The 24,033-nt window shown below is 73.2% G+C and carries 21 protein-coding genes; 11 read left to right on the forward strand and 10 right to left on the reverse strand.

Annotated elements, in window-relative coordinates:
- The first annotated feature begins 41 nt into the window (after positions 1–41).
- The gene (locus tag FJQ56_RS18915) at positions 42–899 is read left to right on the forward strand and encodes an LLM class F420-dependent oxidoreductase (RefSeq protein WP_140011167.1); all 858 of its coding nucleotides are present in this window, start codon (positions 42–44) and stop codon (positions 897–899) included.
- Complete coding sequence (gene fadD1 / locus FJQ56_RS18920) at positions 899–2,488, forward strand: fatty-acid--CoA ligase FadD1 (RefSeq protein WP_140011168.1); 1,590 nt, start codon at positions 899–901, stop codon at positions 2,486–2,488. Before FJQ56_RS18915 ends, fadD1 begins: the two co-directional genes overlap by 1 nt.
- Positions 2,489–2,662: 174 nt before the next feature.
- On the opposite strand, the gene FJQ56_RS18925 is transcribed toward fadD1, so the two are convergent.
- A complete protein-coding gene (locus FJQ56_RS18925; RefSeq protein ID WP_140011169.1) occupies positions 2,663–3,007 on the reverse strand; it encodes a GNAT family N-acetyltransferase in 345 nt (114 codons plus the stop codon).
- Between the two features lie 75 nt (positions 3,008–3,082).
- Here FJQ56_RS18925 and FJQ56_RS18930 point away from each other — a divergent pair, with 75 nt between their 5' ends.
- The 4 genes from FJQ56_RS18930 to FJQ56_RS18945 all read left to right on the forward strand — a co-directional run bounded on the left by FJQ56_RS18930 (position 3,083) and on the right by FJQ56_RS18945 (position 5,682).
- Positions 3,083–3,661 carry a TetR/AcrR family transcriptional regulator gene (locus tag FJQ56_RS18930; RefSeq protein ID WP_140011170.1) on the forward strand — a complete coding sequence of 193 codons (579 nt, stop codon included), beginning with the start codon at positions 3,083–3,085 and terminating at the stop codon, positions 3,659–3,661.
- A gap of 31 nt (positions 3,662–3,692) precedes the next feature.
- On the forward strand, positions 3,693–4,463 hold the full coding sequence (locus FJQ56_RS18935; RefSeq protein WP_140011171.1) for an SDR family oxidoreductase: 771 nt from the start codon (positions 3,693–3,695) through the stop codon (positions 4,461–4,463).
- A complete protein-coding gene (locus tag FJQ56_RS18940) occupies positions 4,460–5,344 on the forward strand; it encodes an alpha/beta fold hydrolase (protein ID WP_140011172.1) in 885 nt (294 codons plus the stop codon). The genes FJQ56_RS18935 and FJQ56_RS18940 overlap by 4 nt, the downstream gene beginning before the upstream one ends.
- Positions 5,345–5,433: 89 nt before the next feature.
- Entirely contained in the window at positions 5,434–5,682 is a 249-nt protein-coding gene (locus tag FJQ56_RS18945) for a hypothetical protein (protein ID WP_140011173.1), read from the forward strand.
- A gap of 126 nt (positions 5,683–5,808) precedes the next feature.
- Here the strand turns inward: FJQ56_RS18945 and FJQ56_RS18950 are convergent, their stop codons facing one another.
- On the reverse strand, positions 5,809–7,620 hold the full coding sequence (locus FJQ56_RS18950) for an N-acyl-D-amino-acid deacylase family protein (protein ID WP_211351226.1): 1,812 nt from the start codon (positions 7,618–7,620) through the stop codon (positions 5,809–5,811).
- A gap of 171 nt (positions 7,621–7,791) precedes the next feature.
- Positions 7,792–9,261, reverse strand: coding sequence for a phytoene desaturase family protein (locus tag FJQ56_RS18955; protein ID WP_140011175.1), 1,470 nt, complete (start codon positions 9,259–9,261; stop codon positions 7,792–7,794).
- A 138-nt stretch (positions 9,262–9,399) separates the two neighbouring features.
- On the opposite strand from FJQ56_RS18955, the gene FJQ56_RS18960 reads away from it, so the two are divergent.
- A complete protein-coding gene (locus FJQ56_RS18960) occupies positions 9,400–10,308 on the forward strand; it encodes an alpha/beta hydrolase (protein WP_211351233.1) in 909 nt (302 codons plus the stop codon).
- A 304-nt stretch (positions 10,309–10,612) separates the two neighbouring features.
- Here FJQ56_RS18960 and FJQ56_RS18965 read toward each other — a convergent pair whose 3' ends face one another.
- Genes FJQ56_RS18965 through FJQ56_RS18980 form a run of 4 tightly spaced genes read right to left on the reverse strand, consistent with a single transcriptional unit; the run spans position 10,613 to position 15,341 of the window.
- A complete protein-coding gene (locus tag FJQ56_RS18965) occupies positions 10,613–12,484 on the reverse strand; it encodes an FAD-dependent oxidoreductase (RefSeq protein ID WP_140011176.1) in 1,872 nt (623 codons plus the stop codon).
- A complete protein-coding gene (locus FJQ56_RS18970) occupies positions 12,481–13,365 on the reverse strand; it encodes an alpha/beta hydrolase (protein WP_140011177.1) in 885 nt (294 codons plus the stop codon). Before FJQ56_RS18970 ends, FJQ56_RS18965 begins: the two co-directional genes overlap by 4 nt.
- Positions 13,366–13,419: 54 nt before the next feature.
- Positions 13,420–13,989, reverse strand: a complete 570-nt coding sequence (locus tag FJQ56_RS18975; RefSeq protein WP_140011178.1) for a TetR/AcrR family transcriptional regulator — start codon at positions 13,987–13,989, stop codon at positions 13,420–13,422.
- Positions 13,986–15,341, reverse strand: a complete 1,356-nt coding sequence (locus FJQ56_RS18980) for a flavin-containing monooxygenase (RefSeq protein WP_281284701.1) — start codon at positions 15,339–15,341, stop codon at positions 13,986–13,988. The genes FJQ56_RS18975 and FJQ56_RS18980 overlap by 4 nt, the downstream gene beginning before the upstream one ends.
- A gap of 102 nt (positions 15,342–15,443) precedes the next feature.
- Between FJQ56_RS18980 and FJQ56_RS18985 the strand changes: the two genes are divergently transcribed.
- From FJQ56_RS18985 to rlmC, 3 genes are all read left to right on the forward strand, one after another.
- On the forward strand, positions 15,444–17,093 hold the full coding sequence (locus FJQ56_RS18985; RefSeq protein WP_140011179.1) for an acyl-CoA synthetase: 1,650 nt from the start codon (positions 15,444–15,446) through the stop codon (positions 17,091–17,093).
- Positions 17,090–17,860 carry an SDR family NAD(P)-dependent oxidoreductase gene (locus FJQ56_RS18990; RefSeq protein ID WP_140011180.1) on the forward strand — a complete coding sequence of 257 codons (771 nt, stop codon included), beginning with the start codon at positions 17,090–17,092 and terminating at the stop codon, positions 17,858–17,860. Before FJQ56_RS18985 ends, FJQ56_RS18990 begins: the two co-directional genes overlap by 4 nt.
- A 163-nt stretch (positions 17,861–18,023) precedes the next feature.
- Positions 18,024–19,166: a 23S rRNA (uracil(747)-C(5))-methyltransferase RlmC gene (gene rlmC, locus FJQ56_RS18995; protein ID WP_140011181.1), complete on the forward strand. Its 1,143-nt coding sequence runs from the start codon at positions 18,024–18,026 to the stop codon at positions 19,164–19,166.
- On the opposite strand, the gene FJQ56_RS19000 is transcribed toward rlmC, so the two are convergent.
- The 3 genes from FJQ56_RS19000 to FJQ56_RS19010 form a co-directional block, all read right to left on the reverse strand.
- Positions 19,139–20,407, reverse strand: coding sequence for a sensor histidine kinase (locus FJQ56_RS19000; RefSeq protein WP_140011182.1), 1,269 nt, complete (start codon positions 20,405–20,407; stop codon positions 19,139–19,141). The genes rlmC and FJQ56_RS19000 overlap by 28 nt on opposite strands.
- 57 nt (positions 20,408–20,464) lie before the next feature.
- Complete coding sequence (locus FJQ56_RS19005; RefSeq protein WP_140011183.1) at positions 20,465–21,961, reverse strand: protein adenylyltransferase SelO; 1,497 nt, start codon at positions 21,959–21,961, stop codon at positions 20,465–20,467.
- A 72-nt stretch (positions 21,962–22,033) separates the two neighbouring features.
- Entirely contained in the window at positions 22,034–23,119 is a 1,086-nt protein-coding gene (locus FJQ56_RS19010; protein ID WP_140011184.1) for an NADH:flavin oxidoreductase, read from the reverse strand.
- 50 nt (positions 23,120–23,169) lie between these two features.
- Here FJQ56_RS19010 and FJQ56_RS19015 point away from each other — a divergent pair, with 50 nt between their 5' ends.
- On the forward strand, positions 23,170–24,033 hold the full coding sequence (locus tag FJQ56_RS19015; protein ID WP_246084254.1) for an acyl-CoA thioesterase domain-containing protein: 864 nt from the start codon (positions 23,170–23,172) through the stop codon (positions 24,031–24,033).

Here is a 24,033-nt window from a genome sequence, read left to right on the forward strand (position 1 = left end):
CGTACTGGACGAACAGAACTAGAACCTGTTCTCATTCGGGCATGCGCAACGGCCTCGTCCTGTTCTCGTCCGACCGCGGCATCACCCCCGCCCGGCTCGCCGTCGCGGCCGAGGAGCGGGGGTTCGACACGATCTACGTGCCCGAGCACACCCACATCCCGGTGCGCCGCGACGCCGCCCACCCGACCGGCGGCGAGACACTGCCCGACGACCGCTACACCCGCACCCTCGACCCGTGGATCTCGCTGGCCACCGCCGCGGCGGTCACCTCCCGGATCCGGCTGTCGACCGCCGTCGCGCTGCCGGTCGAGTCCGACCCGATCACCCTGGCCAAGCAGATCGCGACCCTCGACCACCTCTCCGGCGGCCGGGTCACCATCGGGGCCGGCTTCGGCTGGAACACCGACGAGCTCGAGGACCACCACGTCCCGCCCGCCAGGCGCCGCACGGTCCTGCGCGAGTACGTCGAGGCGATGCGCGCGCTGTGGACCGAGGAGGAGGCGTCCTACGACGGCGAGTTCGTGTCGTTCGGCCGGTCGTGGGCCTACCCCAAGCCCGTCCAGCCCCACATCCCGCTGGTCATCGGCGCCGGTGGCGGACCCCAGACGTTCGCGTGGATCGCCCGCACGGCCGACGGCTGGATGACCACCCCGGTCGAGCAGGGCATCGGCGCCAAGGCCGACGCCCTGCGCGCCGCCTGGACGGACGCCGGGCGCGCCGGCGACCCCGAGATCCACGTGCTCATCGCCTCGCGGCCGTCGCCGGAGGACCTGGAGTCCTGGGCCGCGGCCGGAGCGACCGACCTGATCTGGGGCGTGCCCGACAAGCCCGCCGACGGGGTCGTGGCCTACCTCGACCGGCTCGCCGGCCGACTCGGCCTGACGGGGGTGTCGGTCTGATGGCCGACAACGTGCAGCAGCTCCTGCGTGACCTGGCCGCCGGCGAGCACGCCGACCGGCCCGCCGTGCTCCACGAGGACGAGGTGCTCACCTGGCGCGAGCACCTCACCGAGGCGGCCACCGAGGCCGCGGCCGTGATCGGCCTCGCCGACCCGGGACGCCCGCTCCACGTCGGCGTCCTGCTCGGCAACTCGCCCGAGATGCTGCGCTCGATGGCCGGGGCTGCGCTGGGCGGCTACGTGCTCTGCGGCATCAACACCACCCGCCGCGGACCGGCCCTGGTCGCCGACGTACGCCGCTCGGACTGCCAGCTGCTGCTGGTCAACGCCGAGCACCGCGACCTGGTGGACGGGCTCGACCTGGGCGACGTCCGGGTCGTCGACATCGGCTCGGCCGAGTGGGCCGGGCTGCTGGCGGCGTCCGCGACGGGCGTCGACGACCTCGTCCCGCACCGCGAGGTCGAGGCGATGGACACCTTCATGATGATCTTCACCTCGGGCACCAGCGGGGAGCCGAAGGCGGTGCAGGTCGCCCACCTGATGGTGCTGTTCTCGGGTCTCAACCTGGTCGAGCGGTTCCAGGTGACCGCCGACGACGTCTGCTACATCTCGATGCCGCTCTTCCACTCCAACGCCGTCGTCGCGGGGTGGGCGGTCGCGATCGGCGCCGCCGCGGCGATGGTGCCGGCCCGCTTCTCGGCGTCGGGGTTCCTGGCCGACGTACGGCGCTACGGCGCGACGTACATGAACTACGTCGGCAAGCCGCTCGCGATCGTGCTGGCCACCCCCGAGCAGCCCGACGACGCCGACAACCCGCTGCGCCAGGCCTTCGGCAACGAGGCCAGCGACCGCGACATCGCCGATTTCTCCCGGCGCTTCGGCTGCTCGGTCATGGACGGGTTCGGCTCGACCGAGCTGGCCGTCATCGTGACCCGCTCGGAGGGCACGCCCCCGGGGTCGATCGGCACCGGCATGGACGGCGTCGCCATCTACAGCAGCGAGACGATCACGGAGTGCCCCGTCGCGGTCTTCGACGAGAGCGGTGCTCTGGTCAATGCCGACGAGGCGATCGGCGAGCTCGTCAACGTCAACGGCGCCGGCTACTTCCAGGGCTACTACAACGACGCCAAGGCCAACGACGAGCGGATGCGTCACGGCATGTACTGGTCGGGCGACCTGGCCTACAAGGACGCCGACGGCTTCATCTACCTCGCCGGCCGCACCGCCGACTGGATGCGCGTCGACGGCGAGAACCTCGCCGCCGCGCCCATCGAGCGGGTGCTGATGCGCCTGCCCGTGCTCTCCCAGGTCGCGGTGTACGCCGTCCCGGACGGCCGCGTGGGCGACCAGGTCATGGCCGCCATCGTGCTCGTCGACGACGCCGAGCTGACCCCGGTCGAGCTCGAGAAGTTCCTCGCCGACCAGCCCGACCTGTCGCCCAAGGCGTGGCCCCGCTACGTCCGGGTGGCGCCGTCGCTGCCGTCGACCGCCACCAACAAGGTGATCAAGCGCGAGCTCGCGGCCCAGGGTCCGACCGCCGGCAACGGCGTGCTGTGGACGCGCGAGGAGCGCGGGAGGTCCTACTCCTGAGCCACCCGTGGTCAGGAGGTTGCGCCAGTGCCGACCGCCGGTGGTCGAGGAGGTTGCGCTAGCAAGCGTCTCGAGACCACCCGTCCGCAGCGCCGGGTCGAGTCGGCGACGGTGCTCGAGTCGAGTGGTCTCGAGACGGGCGTGGACGCCCTCCTCGACCACCGTGTGGTCCGGTCAGGCGGTGGGCAGGTCGAACGCCGCGCGCTGCTCGGCCGGCACCACGCCGAGGTGGTCGGGGTGCTTGATCAGCCACGACCGGACGTAGGGGCAGACGGGCAGGACGGCGGTACCGCGCTCGGCCATTGCGTCCATCGCGGCCCGCACCAGCCGCGAGGCGAGCCCGTGGCCCTCGAGGTCGGGCTCGATCTCGGTGTGGACGAACGCCCAGCCCTCGGGCCGCTCGTCGTAGACGGTGAACCCGGCCAGCCGGTCGCCGTACGTGATCTCGAAGCGGTGCTCGGCCGGGCGGTCGGTGACCGCGACCGGCGTCTCGTCCCGGGTCTCGTCCTCAGGGGCCATGGATCCACCCTAGGCGCGCGACGTACGCTCGGGTCCTCGCTGTCGGCCGACCGGCCCGGATGCTATTCTGGACACATGTCCAGTCAGGTGTTCAAGTCGTCGCGGTCGGGGCTGCGCAGCCGCCAGGCCGAGACGCTGACCAAGCTCCTCCGGGCCGGCGACGAGGAGCTGCGCGCCGTCGGGCACGAGGCGCTGACGATCCGTACGGTGGCCGCCCGGGCGGGGGTCTCCCCGGCGACGGCCTACACCTACCTGGCCTCCAAGAACCACCTGTTCGCCGAGCTCTTCCTCGGCTACCTCTCCGACGACGAGGGGCACGAGCCGTCCGGCGCCACGCCCACTGCACGGGTCCAGAGCGTCACCCGCCGGATGTCCGAGCTGCTGGCCGCCGCCCCCCAGCTCGCGGCGGCGGCGACGCCGGCCCTGCTCAGCTCCGACCCCGACGTCGACCAGCTGCGGGTGCGCATCGGCGCCGTCTTCGTGCGCCGCTTCGACGCCGCGCTCGGCGAGGCCAGCACCCCGGCCCTGGTCGACGCGCTGACCCTGGCGTTCTCCGGAGCGCTGCTGCAGGCGGGCATGGGCGTGATCACCTACGCCGACCTCGACCGGCGCCTCGACTCCGTCGTCGCCACGATCCTCCTCGGGCACGAGTGAGTCGTCGGGTGAGTCGTCGGGTGAGCACCCCATGAGCAAGTACGACCGCCCCGACCGGCGGCCCACGGTCGTCACCGGCGCGTCCTCGGGCATCGGTGCGGCGACCGCGCTGACGCTCGCCGCGGCCGGCTACCCGGTGGCGCTGGGGGCCCGCCGGGTCGACAGGCTCGACGACCTCGCCGCCTCCATCCGCGAGAGCGGCGGCGAGGTCGTCGTGTCACCGCTCGACGTCACCGACCCCGACTCGGTGACGGCCTTCGCGGCCGAGGTGGTCGCCGCGCTGGGCGACGTCGAGACCGTCGTGTCCAACGCCGGCGCCGTGGCACCGGGCACGATCCACGAGGTCGACTCCGAGCGGTTCGCCGCCGAGCTCGACCTCACCATCACCGGCGCCCACCGCCTGGTGCGCGCGTTCGTGCCCGCGATGGTCGAGCGCCGCCGCGGTGACGTGGTCTTCGTGTCGTCCGACGTCGCCGTCCGCGCCCGGCCCTTCATGTCGGCGTACGCCGCCGGCAAGTGGGGCCTGGAGGGCATGGCCCACGCGATGCAGATGGAGCTCGAGGGCACCGGCGTCCGCGCGTCGATCGTGCGACCCGGCCCCACGTGGAGCGAGATGGGCACCGACTGGGACGTCGACGAGGCGGCCCTGGTGCTGACGGCCTGGGAGCGCTTCGGCCTCGCGCGGCACCCCCACTTCATGAAGCCGCAGGCCCTGGCCGACGCCATCCGGTTCGTCGTCGACGCCCCGCGCGGCGTCCACGTCAACCTGATCGAGGTCAACCCCGAGGCACCGATCGCGTGAGCCCCGGCTCGCTCGTCGTACCCCTGGCGACGCACGACGCCCACGCGCTGACGTGGGGGCCCGACGACGGGCCGCTGCTGCTCGCGCTGCACGGCTTCCCCGACACCGCCTGGACCTTCCGTCACCTCGGCCCCCTGCTGGCCGAGGCCGGGTGGCGGGTCGTGGCGCCGTTCCTGCGGGGCTACGGCCCGTCGGGCCTGCCGTCCGACGGCGACTACACCGTCGGCGCGCTGATGGGTGACGCCGTCGCGCTGCACGCCGCCCTGGGCGGCGACGAGCGGTCCGTGCTCGTCGGTCACGACTGGGGCGCGATCACGGCCAATGGGCTGGGGTGCTCGCCTGGCAGCCCGTTCGCGAAGGTCGTCGCGCTCGCCGTACCCCCACTGTCGGTGATGAACCCCTCGCGCGAGCTGTGGAAGCCCTGGGTCGGCGGCCTCGTGCGCCAGCCGCGCAACAGCTGGTACATCCTCGCCAACCAGGTCCCCGGTGTGTCCGAGCGCTTCTTCCCACGGCTGGCGAGCCGCCTGTGGCACGACTGGTCGCCCGGGTACGACGCCCGCACCGACCTGGCGCACCTGCTCGAGTCGGTGCCCGACGTCGAGCGGGCGCGTGCCGTCGTCTCCTACTACCGGGCGGCCGCCCGGCCCCGGGGGGCGCGGTTCCTCCAGCAGGGGCCGCCGCTGGTGCCGACGCTCTACCTCCACGGGGCGGACGACGGCTGCCTCGACCGGCGGTTCCTCACCCTCGCCCGGGCCCGGCTGACCGGCGAGCACCGGGCGGTGCTCGTGGAGGGGGCCGGGCACTTCCTCACCGTCGAGCGACCCGAGGTCGTCGCCGGGCACGTGCTGGGCTTCGTGGGCCGTCCTCGGCCCCTGGTCTAGGCCGGTAGCGGTTACGCCCGGTGGGGTGGTCTCGGTGAGTCCGGCCCGCCCCGATCATCGGTGGACCCACGCCGAGACGAAGGAAATCCATGAGCAACCACAGCCCGGCCACCAGCGTCGACAGCTCCGCACGCGCGATGAGCATCATCGGGATCGTGCTGGGCGTGATCGCCCTCCTCTTCCTGCCCATCATCCTGGGACCCATCGGCGCGATCCTCGGCTTCGTGGCCAACAGCAAGGGCGACAAGCCCCTGGGCCTCTACGTCGGCATCGGCTGCATCGTGGCGACCGTCGTCGGCATGATCCTGGGCGCGATCGTCTTCGCCGCCAACACCTGAGCCCGGCCCGATCTCCGCGTCGTCCCGGGGTGCGACGACAGCTCAGGCAGGCCTCTCCCGCGTTCACTAACTGGTTAGTGAACGCCGGAGAAGGTGCGCCGCGTCGTCTCGGGGTGCGACGACCGCTCAGGCAGGCTGGACCATCGGCTTTGCCGCCGGCACCACCGGCGACACGCGCTGGCCGACCCGCAGGAACGAGCCGGTGCGCTCGGAGCCGAGTAGGTCGGTGGGGACGCCGTCCTCGACGACGACGCGGCCGCTGATCATCACCAGCGGCACCGTCGCGTCGTTGCGGTTGACCATGCGGGGCAGGTCGTCGTACTGCGCGACGGGGGACTCGGCGTAGGTGTCGAGCGAGGCGTCGAGGTGGGCCGGGTCGACGATCACCAGGTCGGCGCGGTCGCCCTCGCGCAGGTGGCCGGCGTCGATGCCGTACCAGTCGGCGAGCTCGCCGGTGAGGCGGTGCACGGCCTGCTCGACGGTCAGGAAGGGCCGGCCTGCGGTCTCGGCGTCGCGGACGTGGCGCAGCAGGCGCAGCCCGAAGTTGTAGAACGCCATGTTGCGCAGGTGGGCGCCGGCGTCGGAGAAGCCCATCTGGACGTGCGGGCTCTGCGCCATCTTCTGCAGCACCTTCGGGCGGTGGTTGCTGATGGTGGTGCGCCAGCGGATGTCGGTGCCGTGCTCGAGCACGAGGTCGAGGAAGGCGTCGACCGGATGCACGGGGTTGCCCGGCGTGCCGCGCTCGACCCCGACCTGACCGAAGGACTTGCCGATCACCGAGGCGTCGGGGCACTCGACGATCTCGGCGTCGAAGAGGTCGCGGTGCCACACGCGCGGGCCGTACTTGGTCTCGTAGTCCTTGCGGAACCAGGCGCGGTACGCCGGGTCGCGCAGCAGGTCGTCGCGGGCGATCTTCTCGTGGAGGTGCAGGGCGGCTGCGCCGGAGCCGAACTCCTCGAAGATGACCAGGTCGATGCCGTCGGCGTACACCTCGAACGGCACCGGCAGGTGCTGCCAGCGGAAGTCGGCGCCGAGCTTGTTGACGAAGCCGCCCAGCCCGTTCATCAGGTGGATCACGAACGGGATCGCCTTGACGTCGGCGGCCGAGAGCAGGCTGGTCTTGAGGGGCTGGCGACGCAGCCCGGCGACGCCGATCGACTTGAACGCCTGGGTGAGGATCGTGTGCGGGTGGCTGGCGTCGGGGCCGGCCTGCAGTGCGCGGCCGCGGCGGCGCAGGATGCCGGTCAGGCCGCGCATCTCCTTGCCCTTGGCGTACGTCGACGGCAGCGTGCGTGAGCGGCAGGTGTCGCCGTCGAGCTTGTCGAAGAGCAGCTGCTGGGCCGACATGCCGACGAACCCGGCGTCGAGGGCGTCGGTGAGCATGCCCTCCATGCGCGCCTGCTCGGCGCCGCTCGGGCGCACCTCGGGTCGGGTGGCGCGGTCGAGGCCCATGGTCGCCGTACGCATGTCGGAGTGACCGATGAACGCCGCCAGGTGGGGGCCGAGCGGGAGCCGCTCGAGGGCGGCGACGTACTGCGACGGGGTGCTCCAGTCCTGGTGCTTGTCGACCGCGGCGATCACGTGCTTGCGCGGGATCGCCTCGACCCGGCCGAAGAGGTCGCCGGCGTCGACGCCACCCACGTGCACGGTCGACAGCGAGCAGGAGCCGAGCAGGACGGTGGTGACGCCGTGGCGCACCGACTCGTCGAGGCCGGGACCCTCGAGCACCTCGACGTCGTAGTGGGTGTGGATGTCGACCATGCCCGGCATCACCCAGCGACCGCGGGCGTCGACCACGCGGGTGTCGGGACCCGGCTCCAGCGGGGTCGCCGAGACGGTGGTCACGACGCCGTCCGAGATCCCGAGGTCGCGCACGGCCGAGGGGCCGCCCGTCCCGTCGAACCAGCGGGCACCCTGGATGATCGTGTCGTAGGTCACATCGACCATTGCACCACGAGTCGGCCGTCCCTGGACAGGTGTCCGGTGGGTTGCTCGGTGGCCGCCCGGCGGTCGAGGAGGGCGCCCGCGCCCGTCTCGAGACCACTCAGGCCGCAGGGGCCGTTGTCGAGACGATCCGACGCTGCGGTCGGGATGGTCTCGAGACGGTTGCTAGCGCAACCTCCTCGACCGGCGTGTGGTCTGGTCGACCTGCCGTAGGGCGCGCTCGGCGGCGCGTAAGCCGCACATGCCGTGCACGCCCGCACCGGGCGGGGTGGAGGCGGAGCAGAGCCAGACGCCGTCGACACCGGTGGCGTAGGGGTCCGGGGTCAGGCGGGGACGGCCGACGAGCTGGCGCAGGTCGTTGGCCCCGCCGGCGATGTCGCCGCCCACGTAGTTCGCGTTGTCGACCTCGTGGTCGGCGGGGCTGCGGACCGCCGTCGCGACGACGCGCTCGCGCAGGCCGGGGGCGAAGCGCTCGAGCTGGTCGAGCACGACCCTCTCGCCGTCGCCCGCCCAGTGGGCCGGCACGTGGGCGTAGGCCCAGACGGGATGGACGTCGCCGACCGAGCGGGTCGGGTCGGCGAGGTGCTGCTGCGCGACGAGCACGAACGGCGACTCGGGCATCTCGCCGCGGCAGACCGCGGCCTCGCTCGCCGCGATCTGCTCGAGCGTGCCGCCGACGTGGACGGTGCCGGCGCGGCGGGCGGCCTCGGCGGTCCAGGGAACGCCGCCGCGCACGGCGAGGTCGACCTTGAAGACGCCCGGGCCGTAGCGCCAGCGCCGATAGGTACGACGCCGCCGGGCCGGCAGTCGGTCGCCGAGGATCTCCGCGGCTGCTTGCGGCCCGGTGTCGAGCATGGTGATCGCGGCCCTCGGCAGGTCGGCCGAGGTTCGCACGGCGCGGCCGGTGACGATCTCGCCGCCCAGCTCGGTGAGCAGTGACGCGAGCGCGCGGGTGATCGCGGCCGAGCCGCCCTCGGGGACCGGCCAGCCGTGCCGGTGCCCGGCCGCGGTGAGCAGCACGCCGACCGCAGCGGTCACCGGCCGCGAGAGGGGACGGAAGGCGTGCGCGGCCGAGCCGGCGAAGAGCGCGCGCGCCTGCGGCGTACGGAAGCGGCGGGCCAGCACCGTGGCCGGGAGCCCCGCGCGCAGCCCGAAGCGGGCCATCGAGACGGGGTGGTCGGGGATCCGGACGATCGGACCGAGGACGTCGCCGGCCAGGTCGTCGAACCGGTCGACCAGCGGGCCGAACACACCGCGCCAGGCCGCCCCGTCGGCTCCGAGCCCGCGACACGTCTCGTCGAGGTCGCGCACGAGCACGCCCGCCGTACCGTCGTCGAGCGGGTGGGCCAGGTCGATCTCGGGCCAGCGCCACACGAGGCCGTGGTCGGCGAGCGGCAGCGTCGCGAGGTACGGCGACGCGAGCGCGAACGGGTGGACCGCCGAGCACACGTCGTGGAGCAGCCCGGGCAGGGTGAGCTCCTCGGTGCGGGTGCCGCCGCCGATGGTGGCGGCCGCCTCGAGCACGGTGACCCGGTGGCCGGCCTGGGCGAGGCGGACCGCCGCGGCGAGGCCGTTGGGGCCGGAGCCGACGACGACGGCGTCGCGGGCGGCCGTGTCGGCCGGACGAGTGCTCATGTCGTGAGCCCAGCCCCGACGCGGGTGCCGTTGGGGCCGCGAGGCGTGGGATCGGGGACGGTGGCGACGGGCACCCCGCCCGTCCCGTGGACGGTCACGGAGCGCATGCCGCGACCATAGTGGCGCGACCATGGTGCGGTGGACCCTCGCGACTTCCCGAACCTCGATCCCGAGCTCGCCCCGGTCGTCGCGTCGATGGCCGCGCCGTCGCCCTACGCGCTGGACCACCTGGCGGTGTCGCGGACCGGGCTGGCCGAGCTCGCCGCCGCCATCGAGGTCGACCAGACGGGTGTCGTCTGGGAGGACGTCGGCCGGTGCCGGGTCTACCGACCGGTGGGGGACCGGGACCCCCGCGAACCGCTGGCCGGCCTGCTCTACCTGCACGGCGGCGGCTTCTGCCTCGGCAGCGTCGCGCTCGAGCACCACACCACGGTGGCCCTGTGCCGCGACCTCGGAGTCGTCGTGGTGGCGGTCGACTACCGCCTGGCCCCCGAGCACCCCTATCCCGCCGCGCTGGAGGACTGCCACGCCGGCCTCGAGCTCCTCGCGTCGCTCGACGGGGTGCGCACCGACCGGCTCGCGGTGCACGGCAGCTCCGCCGGCGGCGGGCTGGCCGCCGCGCTGGCCCTGCTCGCCCGCGACCGTGGCGGCCCAGCCCTGTGCTTCCAGTCCCTCGACGCGCCCGCACTCGACGACCGCCTCGAGACCCCGTCGATGCTGGCCGGCCCGGTGCCGTCCTGGTCGCTGGCTGAGGCCCGCCGCTCGTGGGAGCACTACCTCGGCGGCCGGGCCGCCGACCGGTACGCCGCCCCGGCCCGGGCCGAGGACCTGGCGGGCCTGCCCCCCGCCTACGTCGTGACCTGCGAGCTCGACCCCCTGCGCGACGAGGGCCTGACCTACGCCCTGAGGCTGCTGGCGGCCGGCGTCTCGGTCGAGCTGCACTCGTTCCCCGGCACCTTCCACGGGGTCCAGATCGCCCGGGGGACCGCGGTCGTGGAGCGGATGCAGCGCGAGCTGGTCGAGGTGCTGCGGCGTCGCCTCGGGTGACGGAGGTCGACGGTCGAGAGCCTGACGGACCCGGGGTGCGTCGGTTTCCGGGGTCGGCTGAAACGCCGAGTGACCCGGGGTGCGTCGGTTTCGGAGGTCGGTCGAAACGCGGAGTGACCCGGGGTGCGTCGGTTTCGGAGGTCGGTCGAAACGCGGAGTGACCCGGGGTGCGTCGGTTTCGGAGGCCGGCCGAAACGCAAAGCGACCCAAGGTGGGTCACTTCGCGTTTCCGACCCTGCGTGGAACTGATGCGGGGTGGGTCACTTCGCGTTTCCGACCCTGCGTGGAACTGATGCGGGGTGGGTCACTTCGCGTTTCCGACCCTGCGTGGAACCGAGGCGGGGTGGGTCACTTCGCGTGCGGGCGCACGACCGGTCCAGCCGGGTAGGCCGAGCCACACCAACGCCGCCGGGGCGTGCGCCGGCACGGCGGGAGTGCGTGGCGGCACCGGCGCGACCGGGACGTAGGCCTCGCCGAGTGCGGGCCGGGGGTCCGGCTCGCCTCGGTTGGGCCACAGGGCCGTGGCGCGCTCGGCCATCGCGGTGATGGTGAGGGACGGGTTGACGCCGAGGTTGGCGCCGATGGTCGAGCCGTCGATGACGTGCAGACCCGGGTGGCCGTGGACCCGGTGGTAGGGGTCGACGACCCCGTCGGCGGCCGTCGCGCCGATGACCGCGCCGCCGACGTAGTGGGCCGTCGCCGGGGCCCCGACCAGGTCGCTGGCCAGCGAGGTGGCGTCGCCGCCGACCTTGCGGGCCAGGCGTCGCGCGACGTCGTGGGCGACGGGGAGCCACGAGGGGTTGGGGGCGCCGGTGCCGACGCGGGTGCGCAGGCGGCCGCGGTGCAGGAAGGAGGTCAGTGAGTTGTCGAGGGACTGCATGACGAGCAGCGACAGGGTCCGCTCGGAGGAGCGGGCCAGGCGGCGGGTGCGCAGCAACGGGCCCGGGCGGCGTACCTGGTCGGCGACGAAGCGGCGCAGCCGGCCCGCACCGCCGTCGACGAGCGGGACGTTGAGGACGGCACCCTTGTCCTGCATGGCGTTGCTGCGGCAGAGCTCGACGTGGGTGTGCGGCTCGGGGTGGAACGACGACGTGATGGCGACGCCCTGTGAGAAGCCCTGCGGCGTGCGGGCCAGCACGTTGACGATGGCCTCGGAGTTGGACCGCGACAGCTCACCGAGTCGGGGCGACAACGCTGGCAGCGAGCCCGAGGCGCGCAGCGCGTGGAGCAGGGCCTGGGTGCCACGGGCGGCGGCGGAGACGACGACCTGGTCGGCGGTGAACGTGCGGGTGGTCCGGCGGTGCCGCGGGTGCCGCGCGATGACCGTGAACCCGCCTCCGTCCCGGGCCGGACGCGGACGGACGTCGGTCACCTCGCTCAGCTCGTGGACGACGGCACCGGCGGCCTCGGCGAGGTGCAGGTAGTTCTTGGGCAGGGTGTTCTTGGCGTTGAACGGGCAGCCCGAGGTGCACCGCGCGCAGTGCACGCACGCACGCCGGGTCGGGCCGGCGCCACCGAAGAACGGGTCGGCGACCTCGCCCCCCGGCGCCTCCTCGTCGAAGAACACGCCCACGTCGGTCGGCTGGAAGGTCGACTCGACCCCGAGGTCGGCGGCGACCTCGCGGACCAGCTCGTCGGCCGGCCACAGCCGCGGGTTGGTGGTGACGCCGAGCATCCGCCTGGCCTGCTCGTAGTAGGGCGCCAGCTCCGCGCGCCAGTCGGTGATGGCGCGCCACGACGGGTCGTCGTAGAACGCGTCGTGCGGCTCGTAGAGCGTGTTGGCGTAGATGAGCGAGCCGCCCCCGACGCCGACCGCGCTGAACAGGGAGATCTCGCCCAGCATGCTCAGCCGCATCGGCCCGAGCATCCCGAGTCGTGGCGCCCACAGCAGGTCGCGCGAGCCCTGCCCCTCGAAGTCGGCGTCGGTCCAGCGCTGACCCGTCTCGAGCACGCCGACCCGGTAGCCCTTCTCGCTCAGCCGCAGGGCGGTGACGCTCCCGCCGAAGCCCGAGCCGATGACGAGGACGTCGTAGTGCGACGGCGGTTGAGGTGCGAGCTTGCGAGCAGACGGCGGTTGAGGTGCGAGCTTGCGAGCAGACGGCGGTTGAGGTGCGAGCTTGCGAGCAGACGGCGGTTGAGGTGCGAGCTTGCGAGCCTCGAAACCCCGTCGCCTCATGCGAGCGTGCGGTCGAGGAACTCGACCTGGTGCCGCGAGGCGGCCTCGAACCACGGCTTGCCGGCGTAGAGGTCGAAGTGGTCGCCGGGGTAGTGGCGCACCTGGGCCCGCGCGTCGAACGCCGCCTTCATCGACGCCTGCGGGGGAGCGCTGCGGTCGAAGTCGGCGACCTGCACGAGCACCGGGGCCGAGACCGTCTTGGCCAGCTTGGCCGGGCGGTGCTTGCCGAGCTCGAGCCCGACGGCCGCGTCGACCTCGTTGACCCACGTCGGTCCGGCGATCGCGAGGTAGTCCTCGAGGCAGCCGTCGAGGGTGAGTGCGCCGAGCTCGCCCGGGCGGGCGACGACGGGCATCGTCCGGGCCGTCCGCCCGACCGTGCTGCCGACCTTGCTGCGTACGCCGAGGGCGGTGCTGCGCGCGATCGACCCGAGCGTGTGGTGCTGCAGGGCCAGGCGTCCGGCCGCCATCCCGTCGACGAGGGGCGTCACGGCCACCACCGCGGCGATGTCGTCGCGGCCGGCCGCGACCGCGAACACGTGGCCGCCGGCGAGCGAGACGCCCCAGAGCACGACCCGGGCGGGGTCGACACCGGGCAGCTTGCGGGCGGCGTCGACCGCCGCGCGGTAGTCGTCCTGCTGCGCGGCGACCGACACCGTCTGGCGCGGGGTGCCGCCCGAGGCGCCGAAGCCGCGGTAGTCGAAGGCCAGCACGTGGTAGCCGGCGGCAGCGAGCGGGGCGGCGAACTCGGCCAGGCCGGAGTCCTTGGTGCCGGCCAGGCCGTGCGCCATCACGACGACCGGGCGGTCGGGTGCGCCGGCGAAGTGCCAGGCGTCGATCGTGTCGCCGCCGGAGAGGAACGTGGTGGAGGATGGGGTGGTCATCAGGAGCTCCTTGTCGCGTGAGGTGGTTTCGAGACGGTTGCTAGCGCAACCTCCTCAACCACCGTGGCCGTAGATCGAGCGGAGCCAGATCGACACGACGGTGTCGATCAGCTGGTCGCGGGTGAGGCCGCCGCCGAGCGCGAGGCGCTCGAGCATGCGGTCGTTGAGCTCGAGCAGGACCGACGCGAGCGCGGCCGGGGCGGGGTGGCCGGCGGCCTCGATCACCGTGGCGAGGTGGGGGACGAAGGACTCCCGGTCGGCGTCCCACATCTCGCGCACCGCGGTGTTGGTCGCCCGGGCGTCGAGCATCGCGCGGAACAGGTGCTGGTGGCGGTCCCAGGCGCCGAACAGTCCGCGCACCATGGCCTCGACGCGCGCGGCCGGCGGGTCGTCGCCGTCGAGGGCGGCGGCCGCGACGACGGACTCGTCGTACAGCTCCTCCATGAGCGCGGCGGTGGCCTGCGCCTTGTTCTCGAAGTAGAAGTAGAACGCTGACCGGGTCACCCCGGCCCGCCGCGAGATGTCGGCGATGGTGATCGAGTCGAGGCTCGACTCCTGCAGCTGCAGGTCGAGCGACTCGAGCAGCGCCGTACGCCGCGCGTCGCCCTTCGTATGGCCGCTCACGAGCGAGCCCTGGCCAGGCCGGCGGGCAGCTCCTTGACGCGCAGGTTGTGCTCGTAGACGAAGTAGTCGAGCTGCTGGGTGTGCCGGGGGCGGTCCAGGACGTGACCGGTGTAGAGCTGCTGGTCGGCGAGGATCACCCGCTCCATCTCGGCGACGTCGGGCAGCCGGTAGCGCCCGATCGCGTAGGCGCCGAGCAGGCGGGCCTGGGCCTCGACGAACGGGAACAGCGTCGGCGTCGACTGGGCGAAGCCCATGAACACCAGGTCGTCGATGCCGGGCTTGAACATCCGCTTGAACAGCGGGATCGCGTTGTCCGGCGCGCTGATGAAGCTCTCGTCGAAGAACGGGAAGGTGATGTTGTAGCCGGTGGCGTAGATGATCACGTCGAACTCGCTCGACGTGCCGTCCTCGAAGTGGACGCAGCTGCCGTCGAGGCGGGAGACGTTGGGCTTGGGCGTCACGTCGCCCGAGGTCAGCCGCAGGGGCAGCTCGGCCGACTGGGTCGGGTGGGCCTCGAAGAACTTGTGGTTGGGCTTGGGCAGGCCGTAGAGCGTCGGGTCGGACGCCGTCATGAACTGCATCTTCTGCACGAACTTGCGCTGCCAGGCGAGCGGGATGTGCGGGCTGGTGCGGTAGTTCATGTCGGCCGGCTTGCCGAACATCAGCTTCGGCACGATCCACGCGCTGGAGCGCGTCGAGAGGGTGACCGTGTTCTGCAGCGACTTCTGCGACAGCTCGACGGTGATGTCGGCGGCGCTGTTGCCCAGGCCGACCACGAGGATCCGCTTGCCGGTGAAGGCCAGCGGGGTCTGTGGGTCGACGTAGTGGTGGGAGTGGATCGACTCGCCGGTGAACTCCCCGGGGAAGTCGGCCATCCGCGGGTCCCAGTGGTGGCCGTTGGCGACCACCAGCAGGTCGAAGTGTCGCCTGGCGCCGGTCTGGTCCTCGAGCTCCCACCCGCCTCCCTGGTCGGCGGGCAGCCGCTCGGCGTGGATCACCCGGTTCTCGAACTCGATCAGCTCGCGCAGGCCGAAGGCGTCGGCGTAGGCGTCGAGGTAGGCCTTGATCTCGGTGTGGTGGGGGAAGTCGGGGTAGTCGTCGGGCATCGGGAAGTCCTTGAAGGACAGCTGGTGCTTGGACGTGTCGATGTGCAGCGAGCGGTAGGCGCTGCTGTGCCCGTTGGGGTTGCCGAACGCCCAGTTGCCGCCGACCCGGTCGGAGGCCTCGAAGACCGTCACGGGGACGCCGTAGTCGGCGAGCATCTTGGCGGAGGTGAGGCCGCTGATGCCGGCGCCGATCACGGCCACGGTGGGCAGGCCGGTGGGTGGGCCGGTGGGTGTGGTCTGGGTCACTCGACGAGGGTACGACGCTTTTGACACGCGTCAAGAAGAAACTGGACATCTGTCCACCCGGGAGCCTTGCCGCATACTAGAACAAGTTCTACTTTGGCGTCTGTGGCAGATCAGCGTGGGTTCACCCTGTCCTCCGTCTTCCGCGCGGTCGCCCGCGCCGTGCCGGAGCAGGAGGTGATGGTCTGGCGCGACCGGCGCCTGACGTACGCCGCCCTGGACGCGCGCGTGGACGGCCTGGCCCACTTCCTGGTCGCCGCCGGGCTCGGCTGCCACACCGAGCGCGACGCGCTCGCCGGGCACGAGTCGGGCCAGGACCACGTCGGCATCTACCTGCGCAACGGCAACGAGTACCTCGAGACGATGATCGCCGGCTACCGGGCCCGCGTCGCGCCGTTCAACGTCAACTACCGCTACGTCGAGGAGGAGCTGCTCTACCTCCTCACCGACGCCGGCGCACGGGCGCTCGTCTACCACGCGGAGTTCGCCCCGCAGGTGGCCGCGATCCGCGACCGGCTGCCGCAGCTCGAGGTGCTCGTGCAGGTCGCCGACGGCTCCGGCAACGCGCTGCTGCCCGGCGCCGTCGACTACGAGGAGGCGCTCAGGACGCCTGCCCCGACGGACGGCATGCCGACACCCAGCGGCGACGACCTCTACATCGTCTACACCGGCGGCACCACCGGCACGCCCAAGGGCGTGCTCTGGCGCCAGCACGACATCTACGTGTCCTCGATGGGCGGCACGCCGTTCGGCACGACGGACCCGTTCCAGTCCTACGAGGCGATCGCGGCGCACGCCGCGTCCGGCAACGGCCGGATGAACATCCTGATGATCCCGCCGTTCATGCACGGTGCCGCGCAGTGGTCGACGTTCCACATGATCACCGGCGGGGGCCTGATCGCGATCCCGAGCGACGTGCACCGCTTCGACGCCGCCGACGCGTTGCGCGTCGCGGTGGCCGAGCGGTGCGTGAGCATCCCGGTCGTCGGGGACGCCGTGGCGCTCCCGCTGGTCGAGGAGGTCGAGACCGGGCGCTACGACCTCTCGGGCCTCGGCGCGATCAACAACGGTGCGGCGCCGCTGTCGCCCTCGACCCGCGAGCGGATCCTCACCGCCCTGCCCCACATCCTGATCATGGACGCGGCCGGCTCCTCCGAGACCGGGCTGCAGATGAGCTCGATGTCGCTCAAGGGGGCCGAGGTCGAGGCCGCGCGGTTCACGCCGCAGAGCGACACCGCCGTGCTGAGCGACGACCTGACCCGCCCCCTGGCGCCCGGCGAGACCGGCGGCTGGCTGGCCCGGCGCGACAGGGTCCCGCTCGGCTATCTCGGCGACGCCGACAAGACCGCCCGCACCTTCCCCGTCATCGATGGCGTGCGGTGGTCGGTGCCCGGCGACCGTGCCGACCTGCTCGAGGACGGCAGCGTGAGGCTGCTCGGACGCGAGTCGGTGACCATCAACTCCGGCGGCGAGAAGATCTTCGCCGAGGAGGTCGAGCGGGCGATGATGTCGCACCGCGCCGTGCGCGACGTGGTGGTCGCCGGCCGCCCCTCCGAACGCTGGGGTGCCGAGGTGGTCGCCGTCGTCGCGCTCGAGGAGGGCGCCGACGTCACCGACGACGAGCTGGTCGCGGCCGCGGCCGAGCACGTCGCGCGCTACAAGCTGCCGAAGGCGGTGGTCCGCGTGCCCGTCGTGCAACGCTCGCCGTCGGGCAAGGCCGACTACGGCTGGGCCAAGACCATGGTGGCCTCGTGAGCACGCCGACCCGCCTCGACCGCCTCGACCGGGTCGCCGTCGTCGTCGGCGGGGCCTCCGGCCTCGGGGCCGGGATCGCCGTGCGCCTGCGCGCCGACGGGTACGACGTGGTGGTCGCCGACCGCACGCCCGGTGCGGGTGTGGTCGAGGTCGACGTGACCGACGAGGTCGGCGTCGAGGCGCTGTTCGCCGGGGTCGTCGAGCAGCACGGCCGCCTCGACGCGGTGGTCAACGCCGCCGGGATCAGCACCTTCGGCGCCGTCGTCGACCACGACGCGGCCGAGTTCCGCGCTGTCGTCGACGTCTGCCTGACCGGGGGCTTCCTGGTGCTCAAGCATGCCGGCCGTCAGCTGGTCCGGCTCGGCACGCCCGGCTCGCTGGTGACCCTCGCCTCGCTCAACGCCCGGCAGCCGGGACCCGGCCTGGCGGCGTACTGCGCGGCCAAGGCGGGCCTGGTCATGCTCGCCCAGGTCACCGCCCTCGAGCTCGGGCGGCACGGCATCCGCGTCAACACGGTCTCACCCGGCCTGGTCGTCACGCCGCTCACCGCTCCGGCCATGGACGTGCCCGGCGTGCGCGAGGACTACGTCGACAACACCCCGCTCGGCCGCCCCGGCACCGTCGAGGAGGTCGCCGCGGCCGTGGCGTTCCTGTGCGGCGCCGAGTCGGCGTGGATGACCGGCGAGAACCTCGACCTCAACGGCGGCGCCCACCTCCAGCGCTACCCCGACCTGCCGGCCCACATCGAGCGGATGCTCAACCCCTGACCACCCCATGTCGGTCGAGGTGCGAGGAGCGCCAGCGACGAGCCTCGAGACCCCGCAGGTGCAGGTCGACTCGAGCTGTCCTTGCGCTGGTCTCGAGGCTCGGCCGTGGCCGGCCTCGCACCTCGACCGGCGTGGCGGCGGTGCTCGTCCGTAGGCTGTCTCGATGCAGTGCGGCTACTTCGACGCAGGACTGTGCCGCTCCTGCACCCACCTGCTGACGCCGTACGCCGACCAGCTCGCCGCCAAGGACGCCCACGCGCGCGCCGCGCTGGCCGACCACCCCGGCCTGGTCTGGCTGGCGCCGGTGGCGAGCGCCGAGGGTGGCTTCCGCAACAAGGCCAAGATGGTGGTCGCGGGCACGGTCGAGGAGCCCACGCTCGGCATCCTCGACACCGACGGACGAGGGGTCGACCTACGCGGCTGTGGGCTCTACTCCCCGGCGATGCACGCGCTGCTGCCCTCGCTCGCCGCGCTGGTCACGACCGCCGGCCTCACGCCGTACGACGTCGCGACGCGTCGCGGGGAGCTCAAGCACGTGCTGGTCACCGAGTCGCCGGGCGGCGAGTTCCTGGTGCGCTGGGTGCTGCGGTCGACCGAGCCTCTGCCGCGGTTGCGCAAGCACCTGCCGGGGTTCCTCGCCGCGCACCCGGAGGTCGTGGTGGTCAGCGCCAACCGGCAGCCCGACCACAAGGCGGTGCTCGAGGGCGAGGAGGAGGTGCTGCTCACCGCGCGCGGCACGCTCACGGTCGAGGTGGCCGGCATCGGCCTCCACCTCGGGCCGCGCAGCTTCTTCCAGACCAACACCGCGGTCGCGGCCGAGCTCTACCGCCAGGCGCGCGGGTGGGCCGACCGGGTCGCGCCGACGTCGGTGCTCGACCTCTACTGCGGGGTCGGCGGGTTCGCGCTGCACCTCGCGGCCCCCGGGCGCCGCGTGCACGGCGTGGAGGTCAGCGAGCAGGCCGTCGCGAGCGCCCGCACCACTGCCGCCGAGCTGGGTCTGACCGACGTCACGTTCGCCGCCGCGGACGCCACCGCGACCGGCGTGCCCGACGCCGACCTCGTCGTGGTCAACCCACCACGGCGCGGCCTGGGCCCGGCGCTGTGCGCGACGCTCGAGGCGGGCGCCGCGAGCACGATCGTCTACTCCAGCTGCCACCTCGGGTCGCTGGCCCGCGACCTGGCCGCCCTGCCGTCGTACGTCGCCCGTGAGGCGCGGCTGCTCGACATGTTCCCGCACACCGACCACGCCGAGGTGGTCGTGCTGCTCGAGCGGCGGGGTCAGACCGCTGTCGGCAGCGAGAAGTAGAACGCCGCCCCGACCGACTTCTCGCCCTCGGCGCGCACCGCTCCACCATGCATCTCCACGATCCGCGCCACCGAGGCGAGGCCCAGCCCGGTGCCGGGGAAGTCGTCGTCGGAGTGCAGCCGCGTCAGCGGCTGGAACAGCCGCTCGGCCTCCTCGGGCGCGAAGCCGTCGCCGTTGTCGCGCACCACGAACGTGGCGAGCGGCTCGACCCGGTCGACGCGGGTGGCCCCGACCCCGGCCCCGACCCCGGCCACGACCGCCGCGAGCTCGATGTGGGCGTGGTCCTTCTTGCCGGTGTACTTGACGGCGTTGCCGAGGAGGTTCTCGAGCATCAGGTGGGTGAGGGTCGGATCGGCGACGACGCGCAGGCCGTCCTCGATGCTGATGTCGATCTGCCGACGGCCGGTGCGGGCACTGAGGTCGTCGGCGACCCGCCGCGCGACGGCGCTGAGGTCGACCGGCGCCGGCTCGATGGGCCGACTGGTGATCCGGTAGAGCCCGAGCATCACGTCGATCTGGCGGGCCATCCGCTGGCCGGACTCGACGATGGTGCCGGCGAACACGCGGGCCTTGCCGGTCTCGTCGATCGCCGGCGACGCCACGACGATGTCGTCGAGCAGCTCGGCATAGCCGAGGATCGCGCCGAGGGGGCTGCGCAGGTCGTGGGCGACGGTGTAGATCGCCTCCTCGAGCTCGTCGGCCCGCCGCGCGAGGTCGTCGCGCTCGGCGACGCGGCGCAGGACGATGCCGCGCAGCTCGAGGTTGTCGAGGGCGACGGCGGCGCTGTTGGCGATGATGCCGAGCAGCCGCACCTCCTCGGCGTCGGCGTCGTGGTGCTCGGCCCAGTAGGCGCCCAGGGCGCCGATCGGGTCGGCGCTGCGGATGGGTGCCATCACCAGGCTGTGCACGAACGTCGGCCGGTAGGCGTCGTGGGGGATGCGGTCGTCGGCGTAGATGTCGGGGATGACCACGGCCTGCCGGTTGAGCATCGCCCAGCCGCTGACGCAGGCGGTCAGCGGGAAGCGGCCGCCCTTCCACAGCGGGCTGATCGCGTGCTCGTCGACGTAGTGGCACGAGTCGTCGTCGCGCAGCACGAAGGTCGCGCCGTCACAGCCGAGCGCGCGGCGCACCGCCTCGGTGACGACCTGGGTCACCCGCTCCAGCGACGTCGCCGTGGAGAGTCGCTCGACCGTCTCGATGAGCACGCGAGCCGTCGACTCGGACGCACTGAGCTCGTTCATCGGATCCTGTCGTGTTGCGCCGGTCCCAGGATCCGGACCTTACCCAGCCGGAGGCGGTCAGGTGCCGCAATAGGTGACATAGCCCTCTCCTGCCGGTCCCGGCTCGGCGTACGCCGCCAGGTCGGGTCGGTCGGGCCGGTCGCCGTACGGCGCCGTGACGGCCTCGAGCAGCGGCGCGAGGCTGGTGAGGTCGCCGGCGTCGGCGGCGGTCAGGGCCGCCTCGACGAGGTGGTTGCGCGGGACCCGCACGGGGTTGGTCCGCGCCATCAGGTCGTGGTCGGGCCCCAGGGCGACCCAGCGCTCGTGCCAGGCGTCGAAGGCCGCGATATCGAGGACGTGGTCGCGGGCGGTGCCGTCGCGCAGGTGGACGAGGAAGGAGGTCAGGTCGGGGTGGTCGGTCTGCAGGAGCTCGAGGAGCCCGGTCACGACCTCCTCGCTCGCGGGGGACGACTCCGGCGCCAGGCCCAGCTTGGCCCGCCAGCCGGCGTCCCACGCCGCGGCGTACCGGGGCCGGAAGCCGTGCAGGGCCGTGGTGGCGATGGTGATCGCCTCGGCCTCGTCGTCGTGGAGCAGCGGGAGGATGGCCTCGGCCAGGCGGGCGAGGTTCCACTCGGTGATCTGGGGCTGGTTGCCGTAGGCGTAGCGCCCGCCCTCGTCGATCGAGCTGAAGGTGGTCGTGGGGTCGAAGGCCTCGAGGAACGCGCACGGCCCGTAGTCGATGGTCTCGCCGGAGATCGTCACGTTGTCGGTGTTCATCACGCCGTGGACGAAGCCGACGAGCATCCACTGCGCCACCAGGTCGGCCTGCGCCGCGACGACGGCCTCGAGGAGCGCGAGGGCCGGGTCGTCCGCGTCGGCCGCAGCGGGGTGGTGGCGGCTGATGGCGTGGTCGACGAGGCGGTGCAGGAGGCCGAGGTCGCCGGACCGAGGCCCGGGCTGGGCGGTCAGCGCGCGGGCGTACTGGAACGACCCGACCCGCAGATGGCTCGAGGCCACCCGCACCAGCAGCGCCCCCGGCATCGACCAGTCGCGCTGCACGGCGCGCCCCGTGGCGACCACGGCCAGCGACCTGGTCGTGGGGATGCCGAGCGCGTGCATCGCCTCGCTGACGACGTACTCGCGCAGCATCGGGCCGACGACGGCGAACCCGTCGCCGCCGCGCGAGAACGGGGTGCGGCCCGAGCCCTTGAGGTGCAGGTCGCGGAGCCGGCCGGCGGGGTCGGTGAGCTCGCCGAGCAGCAGCGCGCGGCCGTCGCCGAGCCGCGGCGAGTAGCCGCCGAACTGGTGGCCGGCGTAGCCCTGCGCGACCGGACGGGCCCCGTCGGGCAGCAGGTCGCCGACCAGGAACCGGACGCCGTCGTCGGTGCGCAGCCACGCCGGGTCCAGACCGAGCTCGACGGCCAGCGGCTCGTTGAGCACGAGCAGCTGCGGGTCGGGGGCGGGCTCGGCCTGCCACTCGACCGCGAGCTCGGGGAGGGTGTCGGCGAAGTGGTGGGTGAGCGTGACCGGCAGCGTCGGCGCCGTGGGCGGGGTCGGCACGGTCTCGGCGGTCATGACCCCAGGCTACGGGCGGCCCGCACACGGGTGACGATCTCGCCGGCCACGCCCGCCGGGAGCCGGCCGCGCTCAGGCCGAGACGAAGTCGTCCCACTGGGTGGCGAGGTAGTCGACGAACACCGGGCCGACGGACTCGGCCTCGAGGTGGGCGCGGGTGACGGGCTGGGGGAGGCTCGACCAGGTCGGGTCGGCGAGGGCACGCCGCGGGAAGTCGTGGTGGAGGATCGCGCCGGTGCCGACGGTGACGAAGTCGGCCCCCCGCTCCACGCACCAGGCCGCGTCGGCGGCCGAGAGCACCTTGCCGGCGACCCCGAGGCGGACGCCGTGCCGCTCGAGGCCGGTGAACCGGTCGATGAGCAGGTCGTCCTCGGGTCGCTCCGCAGCGGTGCCGTGCACCGGCTTGCGCACGTCCCACAGCGAGAGGTCGAGGTGGTCGACCAGGCCCGAGGCGAGCACGTCCGCGGTGAGCGAGACGGCCTCGTCGAGGTCGGTGCCGAACCGCTCCGGCGAGAGCCGTACGGCGGTCTGGAAGTCGGCGCCCGTGCTCTCGCGGATGCCGCGCAGCACCTCGCGCAGGAAGCGGGAGCGTCCGGTGAGGTCGCCGCCGTAGTCGTCGGTCCGGTCGTTCTTGCGGGCGTCGAGGAACTGGGCGGCGAGGTAGCCGTGGGCGCCGTGCACCTGCACCCCGTCGAACCCGGCCCGCTCGGAACGGACCGCCGCGGCGACGAAGTCGTCGACGGCCCGGCGCACCTCGGCGGTCGTCAGCGCGCGGGCGCCCTTGGCCGGGTCGTCCCAGGGGGCGACCAGCGGCTCCCCGGAGACGGCGGCGTCGGCCCGCAGCCCGCCGTGGTGCAGCTGCACGGACGAGACGCCCCCGGCCGCGCGGATGGCGTCGGCCAGCCGGGTCAGGCCGGGCAGGTGGTCGTCGCTGGACACGCCCAGCTGGCCCGGCCACGCGTTGCCGGCCCGGGCGACGTACGCCGCGCAGGTCATCGTCAGGCCGAACCCGCCCTCGGCGCGGGCGACGAGCCAGCGGAGCTCGTCGTCGGAGAGCGTGCCGTCGAGGCTGCTCTGCTTGTTGGTCAGGGGAGCGAGGGCGAAGCGGTTGGGCCAGGTGGGGCCGTGGGGCAGGGTCAGCGGGTCGGCGAGGTTCACCCCTCCATCCTGGTCACTGCCGCCAACCGACCGACCACTAGCGTGCGCGCGTGGACCTCTCCTCCGTGGCCTTCTTCACCCTTGACCCCGACGGCAAGCCCGACGGCGACGTCCTGCTGCCGACCGACCTGGCCCGCAGCTCGTGGAGCACCGAGCAGGTCCACGGCGTCGCGATCAGCGGCGCCTTGGCCCGCACCGCCGAGCGGACCGTCGCCGACCTGGGCCGCGACGACCTGCGGCCCGCGCGCCACTCGGTCGACCTGTTCCGCCCCGCGGCCATGAAGCCGTTCCACCTCAGCGCCGAGGTCGTGCGCGAGGGACCGCGGATCTGCCTGGTCGACGTCACCCTGCGCCAGGACGGCGAGCGGGTGGCGCGCGCCTCGGTGCTGTTCCTCGTCGTGGCCACCCCGGCGTCGGGGGAGGTCTGGTCGCCGACCGACGAGCACCGACCGCCCCCAGCGGAGGTCGCACCCCCCACGACCGAGCCACGGGTGCCGTTCGTGCACAGCGAGGCCGGCTGGTCGCAGCGCTTCGGCGACCACCAGAACGCCTCGCGCAAGACCTCGTGGAGCAGCGCCGTGCCCATCGTGCGCGGTGAGCCGCTCACGCCGTACCAGGCGGCGGCCGCGACCGCCGACGGCGCCAGCCTCGTCACCAACTGGGGCAGCGAGGGCGTCCAGCACATCAACACCGACATCACCCTCGCCCTGGCCCGGCTGCCGCGCGGCACCGAGGTCGGCCTGGCCGCCCTCGACCGCGTCGAGCACGACGGCATCGCGGTCGGCACCGCCGCCGTCTTCGACCGCGACGGCCGGATCGGGGAGGTCGTGATGACCTCGATCGTCAACGCCCGCAGGGCGGTCGACTTCACCCGCGTCGAGTACGCCGACGACGGGACGGTCCGCGACGCCTGA

The sequence above is a fragment of the Nocardioides plantarum genome (genome assembly GCF_006346395.1).
In the GTDB taxonomy this organism is placed as follows: domain Bacteria; phylum Actinomycetota; class Actinomycetes; order Propionibacteriales; family Nocardioidaceae; genus Nocardioides; species Nocardioides plantarum.

Bases quoted from the DNA above. Each gene is read 5' to 3' on its own strand.
- fadD1 (WP_140011168.1), top strand. From the start codon at position 899: ATGGCCGACAACGTGCAGCAGCTCCTGCGTGACCTGGCCGCCGGCGAG.
- FJQ56_RS18970 (WP_140011177.1), bottom strand. From the start codon at position 13,365: ATGACCACCCCATCCTCCACCACGTTCCTCTCCGGCGGCGACACGATC.
- FJQ56_RS18945 (WP_140011173.1), top strand. From the start codon at position 5,434: ATGAGCAACCACAGCCCGGCCACCAGCGTCGACAGCTCCGCACGCGCG.
- rlmC (WP_140011181.1), top strand. From the start codon at position 18,024: ATGCAGTGCGGCTACTTCGACGCAGGACTGTGCCGCTCCTGCACCCAC.
- FJQ56_RS18930 (WP_140011170.1), top strand. From the start codon at position 3,083: ATGTCCAGTCAGGTGTTCAAGTCGTCGCGGTCGGGGCTGCGCAGCCGC.
- FJQ56_RS18925 (WP_140011169.1), bottom strand. From the start codon at position 3,007: ATGGCCCCTGAGGACGAGACCCGGGACGAGACGCCGGTCGCGGTCACC.
- FJQ56_RS18935 (WP_140011171.1), top strand. From the start codon at position 3,693: ATGAGCAAGTACGACCGCCCCGACCGGCGGCCCACGGTCGTCACCGGC.
- FJQ56_RS19005 (WP_140011183.1), bottom strand. From the start codon at position 21,961: ATGACCGCCGAGACCGTGCCGACCCCGCCCACGGCGCCGACGCTGCCG.
- FJQ56_RS18965 (WP_140011176.1), bottom strand. From the start codon at position 12,484: ATGAGGCGACGGGGTTTCGAGGCTCGCAAGCTCGCACCTCAACCGCCG.
- FJQ56_RS18955 (WP_140011175.1), bottom strand. From the start codon at position 9,261: ATGAGCACTCGTCCGGCCGACACGGCCGCCCGCGACGCCGTCGTCGTC.
- FJQ56_RS18915 (WP_140011167.1), top strand. From the start codon at position 42: ATGCGCAACGGCCTCGTCCTGTTCTCGTCCGACCGCGGCATCACCCCC.
- FJQ56_RS19000 (WP_140011182.1), bottom strand. From the start codon at position 20,407: ATGAACGAGCTCAGTGCGTCCGAGTCGACGGCTCGCGTGCTCATCGAG.